The organism is uncultured Mailhella sp. (assembly GCF_944324615.1).
In the GTDB taxonomy this organism is placed as follows: domain Bacteria; phylum Desulfobacterota; class Desulfovibrionia; order Desulfovibrionales; family Desulfovibrionaceae; genus Mailhella.
Map to the genome: position 1 here is coordinate 1 of NZ_CALUWY010000090.1, position 8,462 is coordinate 8,462.

Here is an 8,462-nt window from a genome sequence, read left to right on the forward strand (position 1 = left end):
TTGGGATTGAAGCGACGCTTGGTCTTGATATTGGAATGGCTCACAAGGTTGCCCACCTGAGCTTTCTTGCCGCAGATCTCACACTGTTTACCCATGGTATATCCTCCATAAAAAAGCCCGAGTGGGGCGGAATGCTGCTTGAACAGATACTTTTTGTATCGTAAGGACTGCTAGCAATAGCCCGAATTTTTAAAAAAGGCAAGCGAAAAAGCCGGGGCTGAAGTTTTCGGCGCCTCTTCTTTCGGGAAAAAATGGCTCCGCAGAGCGCCCGGAGGGCGTTTTTCCGGGCCTTGCGGGGGAGCGGAAAAACCTCCCAGGCCGGAAATTCCGGGCCTTTCCGGGAAAAGGCCGGGAAGAAACGGCGGATGGAAGATTTTGCCGTATGATGCAAAAAAAAGGCGGGAAAGCCCCGTTCCGGAGCCTTCCCGCCTCTGGCATTCATGTCCGTGCCGCTCAGTCTTCAAAGAAGATGGGCGGGATGTCCGCAAGGGTGGCGACCATGACGGCCTTGATGGTGTGCTTGCGGTTTTCCGCCTCGTCGAACACGATGGAGTTTCCGGATTCAAAGACTTCTTCCGTCACTTCCAGCGCATCGAGGCCGAACTTCTGATAGATGGATTCGCCCACGGCCGTTTCCCGGTTGTGGAAGGCGGGCAGGCAGTGCATGAACTTGCAGTCGGGGTTGCCGGTCAGTTCCATGACGCGGGCGTTCACCTGATAGGGCAGCAGCAGCTCGATGCGTTCCTTCCACACTTCGTCGGGTTCGCCCATGGACACCCACACGTCGGTATAGACGAAGTCGCAGCCCTTCACGCCTTCGGCCACGTCGCTCGTGCGGATGATCTCAGCGCCGGACTTCTTTGCCTCGTCAAGGCAGAGATTGTAGATCTCGTCGCTGGTCTGGAGCGCTTCGGGGGCCACGGAGCGGAACTTCATGCCCATTTTCGCCGCACCCATCATGAGGGAATTGCCCATGTTGTAGCGGGCGTCGCCGAGGTAGGCGAAGGTGATGTCGTGAAGGGGCTTTTGGCAGTGTTCCTGCATGGTGAGAAAATCGGCCAGAATCTGCGTGGGGTGCGCTTCGTTGGTCAGACCGTTCCACACCGGAACGGAAGAGAATTCCGCAAGCTTCTCCACGATGTTCTGTCCGTAGCCGCGGTATTCAATGCCGTCGTACATGCGGGAGAGCACGCGGGCCGTGTCGGCCATGGATTCCTTCTTGCCGATCTGCGAGCCGTCGCTCAGGTAGGTGGGGTGCGCGCCCTGATCGAAAAGGGAGGTCTCGAAGGCGCAGCGGGTGCGCGTGGAGGTCTTTTCAAACACCAGGGCCACATTCTTGCCCTTGAGGAACTGCGGTTCCTTCCCTTCCTTGTTGAGCTTCTTGAGGCGGGCGGCGAGGCGGAGCAGATAGCTCAGTTCTTCGCGGGAAAAGTCGGCTATTTTCAGAAAATCGCGATTCTTGAGAGTGGGCATGAGAGTCTCCTGTATCCGGCTTTTAGAAGTGCAGCATCATGCCGACTTCGTCGCATTTATAGAATTTCGGGCACTTGCTGCATTCAGTCCAGACCACGGGCGAGAGCGTGTCGCGATCCACGGCGGAGAAGCCGAGGGAAGAGAAGAAGCCCGGGGCCAGAGTGAAGGTGAAGACATGCGCCGCGCCCAGAGCGCGTGCATCGGCAATGAGGTCCTGCACGATGAGGCGGCCTATGCCCCTGCGCTGAAGTTCGGGATGAACGGCCACGGAACGCACTTCGGCAAGATCTTCCCACAGAACGTGCAGGCCGCCGCAGGCGAGAACGACTTCCCTGTCGCCCGCCATGGCGGTGATGACGCGGTAATCCTGAATGTTCTGATACAGATAGAGCGGGCCTCTGGCCAGCATGATGCGCGCGGCGGCGAACTCGTTGATGAGGCTCGACATGCCGTTCACGTCCTGTATCCTGGCCTTGCGGCTGGTAAAGCGGGCCGGCAGCGTCACGGTGCGGAGATCGGGCAGCGTGGACTGGTCGCCGGGCAGCGCCTTCTGAGGCGCAGAGTTGAAAGGATGCATGAGGTCCCTCCCCCTGAAAATATGGATGAGTCCGAAGCAATAGCCCCCTTTGCCCGTCTTTGGCAAGGCTTTCCCCCGTGCCGGGCGGGCGCGGCCCGGCAGTCGCGGGGTATTTTTCGTGCGGCAAAAAATTCTCTTCGGAAGGGGCATTCTTCCAATCCATGGAAAAGACCGCACTTTTCCCGCGCCTTCGGCGCATGTGCGCCGGAAGGGGCACGGCCCGAGGAAAAAAACAGGGAAGAGGGCATCAAAGATTTGCCTATTCTGAAACTTTCTGATACCCTGTCTTTCGCTCTTGTGATTTTTAAACACGGTGGCAGAAGCGCCCGGGACGCCGACGGAAAGGCTGATCCGTACGCATCGTGCAGGCGTCGCGCAGGACATGTTCCACCGGAAGTGCCCGTTTTTCGGGCAAAGGAAAGGAATCATGAAAAAGGTAAGAGTTGCTATCAACGGCTTTGGCCGTATCGGCCGTCAGGTCTTCCGCGCCATGTATGGCAAGTATGGTGAAACTGCCGAAATCGTGGCCATCAACGACCTGATGGACGCCAACACCAATTTCCATCTGCTCCAGCACGACAGCGCCTACGGCCCTGCCGCCTTCACCTGTGAAGTGGCCTCTGAAAAGACTTCCGTGGGCGGCGTGGACAGCACCATGGTCAAGGTGGGCGACTGGAACGTGGCCTGCCTCGCCGAACGCGATCCCAACAAGCTCCCCTGGAAGGACCTCGACGTGGACGTGGTGGTGGAATCCACCGGTATCTTCCGCAGCGCTCCTCAGGCCGGCGTGCATCTGGAACGCGGCGCCAAGAAGGTCATCATCTCCGCTCCCGCCAAGCAGCCTGACCTCACCGTGGTCATGGGCGTGAACCAGGACATGTATGATCCTGCCAAGCACAACATCCTGTCCAACGCCTCCTGCACCACCAACTGCCTCGCCCCCGTGGCCAAGGTCATGCACCAGGAATTCGGCATCAAGCTCGGCAGCATGGTCACCGTGCACTCCTACACCAACGACCAGCGCATCCTCGACCTGCCCCATAAGGACCTGCGTCGCGCCCGCGCTGCCGCTCTGAACATCATTCCCACCAGCACCGGCGCCGCCAAGGCCGTGGCCGAAGTCATTCCTTCCCTGAAGGGCCGCTTCGCCGGTTACGCTCTGCGCGTGCCCACCCCCACCGTGTCCATCGTGGACTTCACCGCCGTGCTTGAAAAGTCCACCGACGCCGAAACCCTGGTGAACGCCTTCCGCGCCGCTTCCGATACCTACCTGAAGGGCATCCTCGGCGTGAACGACCTGCCCCTCGTCTCCATGGACTTCAAGGGCGACTCCCGTTCCTCCATCGTGGAATCCGAATACTGCACCGTGCAGGACGGCAACCTCGCCAAGGTGGTGAGCTGGTACGACAACGAATGGGCCTACTCCGTCCGCGTCACCGACCTCATCCACTACATGCAGTCCAAGGGCTTCTAAGCCTTGAACGACGGATCCGGCGTCCCTGAGGACGCTTCCTGACAGACAGACGGGCCGCCGCTCCGGTAACGGGGCGGCGGCCTTTTGCAGATTCCTGCTTAGAAGAACCCCCGAGACATTCCGCCGCCATGAAGTTTTTTCCCAGTCAGTTTTCTCTGTTGAGCCAGGGGAAGGGGGCGCGTCGTAACTTCGGTTACTTCTTTCGCGTCATCGTCATTCTTGCCGTGTGCGTGGCCGTGTTCAGCGTCTTTTTCCATTACATCATGGAATATGAGGGACGCGAGTACTCCTGGATCACGGGCCTGTACTGGACGCTCACGGTCATGTCCACGCTGGGCTTCGGCGACATCACCTTCAATTCCGATCTGGGCAGGTTCTTTTCCATCGTGGTGCTGCTTACCGGCATCGTGGGGCTGCTCATCGTCCTGCCTTCCTCGTTCATCCAGTTCGTCTACACGCCCTGGCTGGAGGCGCAGAAGAAAAAGGAAGTGCAGCACAGCCTGCCCGCCTCGGTACGCAATCACATCATCATTGTGGGCATAAGCCCGGTCACGCGCAACCTTGCGCAGGTGCTTTCCCGTTACGGCTTCCACAGCGTGCTTTTATGCGCCAATACGCAGCAGGCCCTCGACCTCATGGATCTCGGGCTGCATGCCGTGGTGGGCGATTACGACGACGTGCAGGTGTACCGCGGCCTTCATGCCCAGAACGCCCGCATCGTGGTGGCGCTCGATGCCGATGTGCGCAACATCAACGTGGCCTTCACCCTGAGGGAACTGGGCAAGAACGTGCCCATGGTTTCCCGCGCGGAGAAGGATGAATCCATCGAGATTCTCAAGCTCGCGGGCTGTTCGAGAGTGTTCCAGTTCCGCAAGGTGCTCGGCCAGTCGCTCACGCGAAGGGTCATCAGCGGCCGCCTTACGGTGAGTCCTCTGGCCACCTTCGGCCCCCTGGTCATTGCCGAAGCTCCGGTGAAGCAGACCTCCCTCGGCGGGCAGACCCTCCGGGAGAGCAATCTGCGCGGCAGAACGGGCGTCAACGTGGTGGGGCTCTGGAATCACGGCGTGTTCGAGCATCCCGGCCCCGATACGGTGCTGGAGGAGCACAAGGTGCTCGTCATGGCGGGTTCGCGCAGGCAGATGGAGAATTTTTCCCGCTCCCTGGCCCGGGAAGAGACGGCTCCGGAACATACCGGCCCCGTGCTGGTGCTCGGCGGCGGCCGTGTGGGCACCGCCGCGGCGCTGGCCCTCAAGGAGCGCGGGCAGGATGTCGTGGTGGTGGACAAGGCCAACGTCGCGCCGCGCATTCCCGGCGTGCGCGTGCAGGTGGGCGACGCGTCCGACCCCGTCACCCTGGAGAAGGCGGGCATCGGCACCTCTCCTTCCATCATCATCACCACCCACGACGACGACATCAACATCTACCTCACCATCTACTGCCGCAAGCTCCGTCCCGACGTGCAGATCATCACCCGCACCAATCTCGACCGCAACGTGCATGTCCTGCACATGGCAGGGGCCGACCTCGTGCTTTCCCTGGCGTCCCTGGTGGCCAATCAGATCATCAATCTGCTGGAGCCGGGCAGGGTGTTCATGCTCAACGAAGGGCTGAACATCTTCCGGGCCGTCGCCGGAACGGGCCTTGCCGGAAAGACGCTCGTGAACAGCGGCCTGCGCAGAAATCTGCGCTGCAACGTGGTGGCGGTGAAGACGGCCTCGGGCGAGATGCTGGTCAACCCCGATCCGCAGCGGGAATTTCAGGCGGCGGACGAGCTTTTCCTCATAGGCGACGCCGCTTCCGAAACCGCGTATTACGAGGCCTACTGGCCGGATCGCGGCCTGAGCGACAAAAAGCCCGAGTTTTCCCCCACGGGGGAGAGACTGCATGAACCGGGGGAAGGCTGGTTCTCCCACTAGGGGGCCGCGCCGCATTTTTTTTGCCGGAAACGCTTTTTCAGAGGGCAGGGCAGGGCGCCTTCCCCCTGCGGCGTGCGCCGGAATCGCTGAAAAAACTGTTTTTTTCACCCCGGCCGGAAAAAAAGGAAAAAAAACAAAAAAAACTTGACTCCCGGGGTGTGTGAAGCTACAAATAGACCTCGCCCATTCCATGGGCATTTCCCTGGACGGCAGGGAAGGACAGATGGAATCTGTCCTGCTGTACTCTGAGCATTCGATCAGGGTTTTGACATTTGCAGGCGTCACACATGCCTAAGATGTCAGACCACGGCGGTCCGCTCGCGCGGATCGCAAGGGTTTCCGGTATATTGGGCAATCCAGTTGCCGGGTATGTGTTGGCTCCTGCGGGACCACCTGTTTGACGGAAATTTTTCCGGTACAGGCCAGGTTGGCGACCAGGATCGGCTTTTATGGACTTTTTGCAGGGCTCGAAGCGGTCGCCATTGGTTCCGTTCTTCTCTTTATTCCCCGCATACATATCCACATGAGCCGAACGACTTTGAAGATTCAAAGGCGTCTTTGGTCGTATCCTGCCTTTGAGGTGTAGGAACGAAGGGCGTTTTCCCCCGCAAGGTGAGCGACGGGAAGAGGCCTCATGAAATGACCGGCGTTTTGACCGGTCAGCCGCCCTTTCGGCGGTGGATTCTCCGGCTGAAATACTCCGACAGGGATCAGCCGGAGCGGGTTTGCCAGAAAATGGAGATTCGCAATGACGACAGTTGGCAGTGATCGTATCCGTATCAAGCTTAAGGCTTACGATTACCGCATCCTGGACAAGGCTGTGGCGGAAATCGTGGACACGGCGCGCAATACCGGCGCCGGTGTGGCTGGGCCTATTCCTCTGCCCACCAACATTCACAAGTACACGATTCAGCGCTCGGTCCATGTGGACAAGAAGTCCCGTGAACAGTTCGAGATGAGGGTCCACAAGCGCCTTATGGACATCCTCGACCCCACGCAGCAGACCGTGGACGCTCTGGGCAAGCTTTCCTTGCCCGCCGGCGTGGATGTGGAAATTAAGCTCTAGAGAGGGGCGTCATGTCTGAGAAAATGGGTATTATTGGACGAAAGCTGGGCATGACCCGTATTTTCGCCGACGACGGCAGCGCTGTTGCCGTTACCGTGGTCAAGGCAGGTCCCTGCCCCGTGACCCAGGTAAAGACGGTGGAAAACGACGGCTACAACGCTCTTCAGATCGCCTTTGAAGAAGTGGCTGAAAAGAAGGTGACCAAGGCTATGCGCGGTCACTTTGCCAAGGCCGGCGTGGCTCCCTGCCGCGAAGTTCGCGAGATCCGTCTCGCCGAACCGGCCGCCGTTGAAGTCGGCCAGGTCCTCACCGCCGAAGTGTTCGCCGCCGGCGACACCGTGAAGGTGACGGGTACCAGCATTGGTAAAGGTTATCAGGGCGTTATGCGCCGTTGGAACTTCCATGGCATGGACGATGGCCATGGCGACGAAAAGGTGCATCGTTCCGGTGGTTCCATCGGTAACAACACCTTCCCCGGCCATGTGTTCAAGGGCAAGAAGATGGCTGGTCAGTGGGGCGCCGAGCGCGTCACGCAGCAGGGCCTGAAGATCGTGGAAGTCCGCCCCGAGGATAACGTCATCCTTATCAAGGGTGCCGTGCCCGGACCGAAGAACGGTCTGGTGCTGGTGCGCAAGCAGTAGTGCGCAACACAGGAGATGAAGCAATGGCTGTTATGAAAGTTTACGATCAGAACAAGCAGGAAGCCGGGGAAGTCACCCTCGCTCCCGAAGTGTTCGAAGTCGAAGTGAGGCCGGAGATTCTGAACCTTGTGGTTCGTGCCTATCGCGCCGCCCAGCGTGCCGGTACTCACGCCGCCAAGACCCGCGCCTTCGTGTCCGGCGGCGGCAAGAAGCCCTTCAAGCAGAAGGGCACTGGTAATGCGCGTCAGGGTTCCAATCGCTCCCCCATCATGCGTGGCGGCGCGATCATTTTCGGACCTCAGCCGCGTGACTACAGCTTCAAGGTCAACAAGAAGGTGCGCGCTCTGGCTCTGCGCATGGCTCTTTCCTCCCGCGTGGCCGACGGCCTCATGGTGGTGAAGGGCATTGAAATCGCCGAAGCCAAGACGAAGCTCTTCGCCGGCGTTGCCAAGAACCTTGGTCTCACCAAGGCCCTCGTGGTGACCGCTCCCGAAGAAAACGGCGTGAATCCCACGCTGGCTCTCGCCGCCCGCAACCTCCCTGGCATCACCCTTGTCACCCCCGATGCTGTCAATGTGTACGATGTGCTCAATTGCAAGCAGCTCGTGGTTCTGGAAGGTGCTCTGCCCCACCTGGAAGAGAGACTGAAGTAGTCGCTCGCCTTGAAAGGAATGGACATGGATTACACGAAAATTCTTCTTCGGCCCGTGGTGACCGAAAAGGCTACTGCCCTTCGTGAAGAAGGCGTGTATGCCTTCTTCGTCGACCCCAAGGCCAACAGGATCGAGATCGGTAAGGCAGTGGAAGAAGCCTTCAAGGTCAAGGTCACGAATGTCAATGTCATTACGGTCAAGCCGCGCCGTCGTGTGCGCCAGGGCCGCGTGAAGGGTCGCATCCCGGGCTATCGCAAGGCCTATGTCACCCTCGCCGCTGACAACAAAATCGATTTCTTCGAGGGAGTCTAGTCAATGGCTGTTCTGAAGATGAAACCGACCTCGGCTGGACGTCGTTTCCAGACTGTGTCCGACTTCGCTGAGATCACCAGATCCACGCCGGAAAAGTCCCTCACCGAAGGTCTTACCAAGAAGAGCGGCCGCAACAACAACGGTCGCGTTACCAGCCGTCGCCGTGGCGGCGGTCATAAGCGCCTGTATCGTATCATCGACTTCAAGCGCGACAAGATGGGCATCTCCGCCCGCGTTGCCGAAATCGAATACGATCCCAACCGTACCGCCCGCATCGCTCTTCTGAGCTATGCCGACGGTGAAAAGCGCTACATCCTCGCCCCCGTGGGCATTCAGCAGGGCGACGTGAT

The 8,462-nt window shown here is 59.4% G+C and carries 9 protein-coding genes and 1 pseudogene; 7 read left to right on the plus strand and 3 right to left on the minus strand.

Annotated elements, in window-relative coordinates:
- From Q0K07_RS12315 to Q0K07_RS12325, 3 genes are all read right to left on the minus strand, one after another.
- Positions 1-95 (minus strand): bL28 family ribosomal protein (locus tag Q0K07_RS12315; protein ID WP_294559623.1); only part of this gene is annotated, 95 nt, incomplete at its 3' end.
- A gap of 358 nt (positions 96-453) precedes the next feature.
- Positions 454-1,473, minus strand: coding sequence for an ornithine carbamoyltransferase (gene argF, locus Q0K07_RS12320; RefSeq protein ID WP_294559610.1), 1,020 nt, complete (start codon positions 1,471-1,473; stop codon positions 454-456).
- Between the two features lie 22 nt (positions 1,474-1,495).
- Complete coding sequence (locus Q0K07_RS12325; RefSeq protein ID WP_294559612.1) at positions 1,496-2,050, minus strand: N-acetyltransferase; 555 nt, start codon at positions 2,048-2,050, stop codon at positions 1,496-1,498.
- Positions 2,051-2,477: 427 nt separating this feature from the next.
- Between Q0K07_RS12325 and gap the strand changes: the two genes are divergently transcribed.
- The 7 genes and pseudogenes from gap to rplB all read left to right on the plus strand — a co-directional run.
- Positions 2,478-3,524 (plus strand): type I glyceraldehyde-3-phosphate dehydrogenase, encoded by a 1,047-nt coding sequence (gene gap, locus Q0K07_RS12330; protein WP_294559614.1) that lies wholly within the window; start codon positions 2,478-2,480, stop codon positions 3,522-3,524.
- Positions 3,525-3,652: 128 nt separating this feature from the next.
- Entirely contained in the window at positions 3,653-5,440 is a 1,788-nt protein-coding gene (locus tag Q0K07_RS12335; protein WP_294559616.1) for a TrkA family potassium uptake protein, read from the plus strand.
- A gap of 748 nt (positions 5,441-6,188) precedes the next feature.
- Positions 6,189-6,506 carry a 30S ribosomal protein S10 gene (gene rpsJ, locus Q0K07_RS12340; RefSeq protein ID WP_077071459.1) on the plus strand — a complete coding sequence of 106 codons (318 nt, stop codon included), beginning with the start codon at positions 6,189-6,191 and terminating at the stop codon, positions 6,504-6,506.
- 11 nt (positions 6,507-6,517) lie between these two features.
- On the plus strand, positions 6,518-7,147 hold the full coding sequence (gene rplC, locus Q0K07_RS12345) for a 50S ribosomal protein L3 (protein ID WP_294559618.1): 630 nt from the start codon (positions 6,518-6,520) through the stop codon (positions 7,145-7,147).
- 23 nt (positions 7,148-7,170) lie between these two features.
- Positions 7,171-7,800: a 50S ribosomal protein L4 gene (rplD, locus tag Q0K07_RS12350; protein WP_294559620.1), complete on the plus strand. Its 630-nt coding sequence runs from the start codon at positions 7,171-7,173 to the stop codon at positions 7,798-7,800.
- A gap of 24 nt (positions 7,801-7,824) precedes the next feature.
- Positions 7,825-8,112: a 50S ribosomal protein L23 gene (gene rplW / locus Q0K07_RS12355; RefSeq protein WP_077071456.1), complete on the plus strand. Its 288-nt coding sequence runs from the start codon at positions 7,825-7,827 to the stop codon at positions 8,110-8,112.
- Between the two features lie 3 nt (positions 8,113-8,115).
- Positions 8,116-8,462, plus strand: a pseudogene (rplB, locus tag Q0K07_RS12360) (50S ribosomal protein L2); the annotation flags it as partial.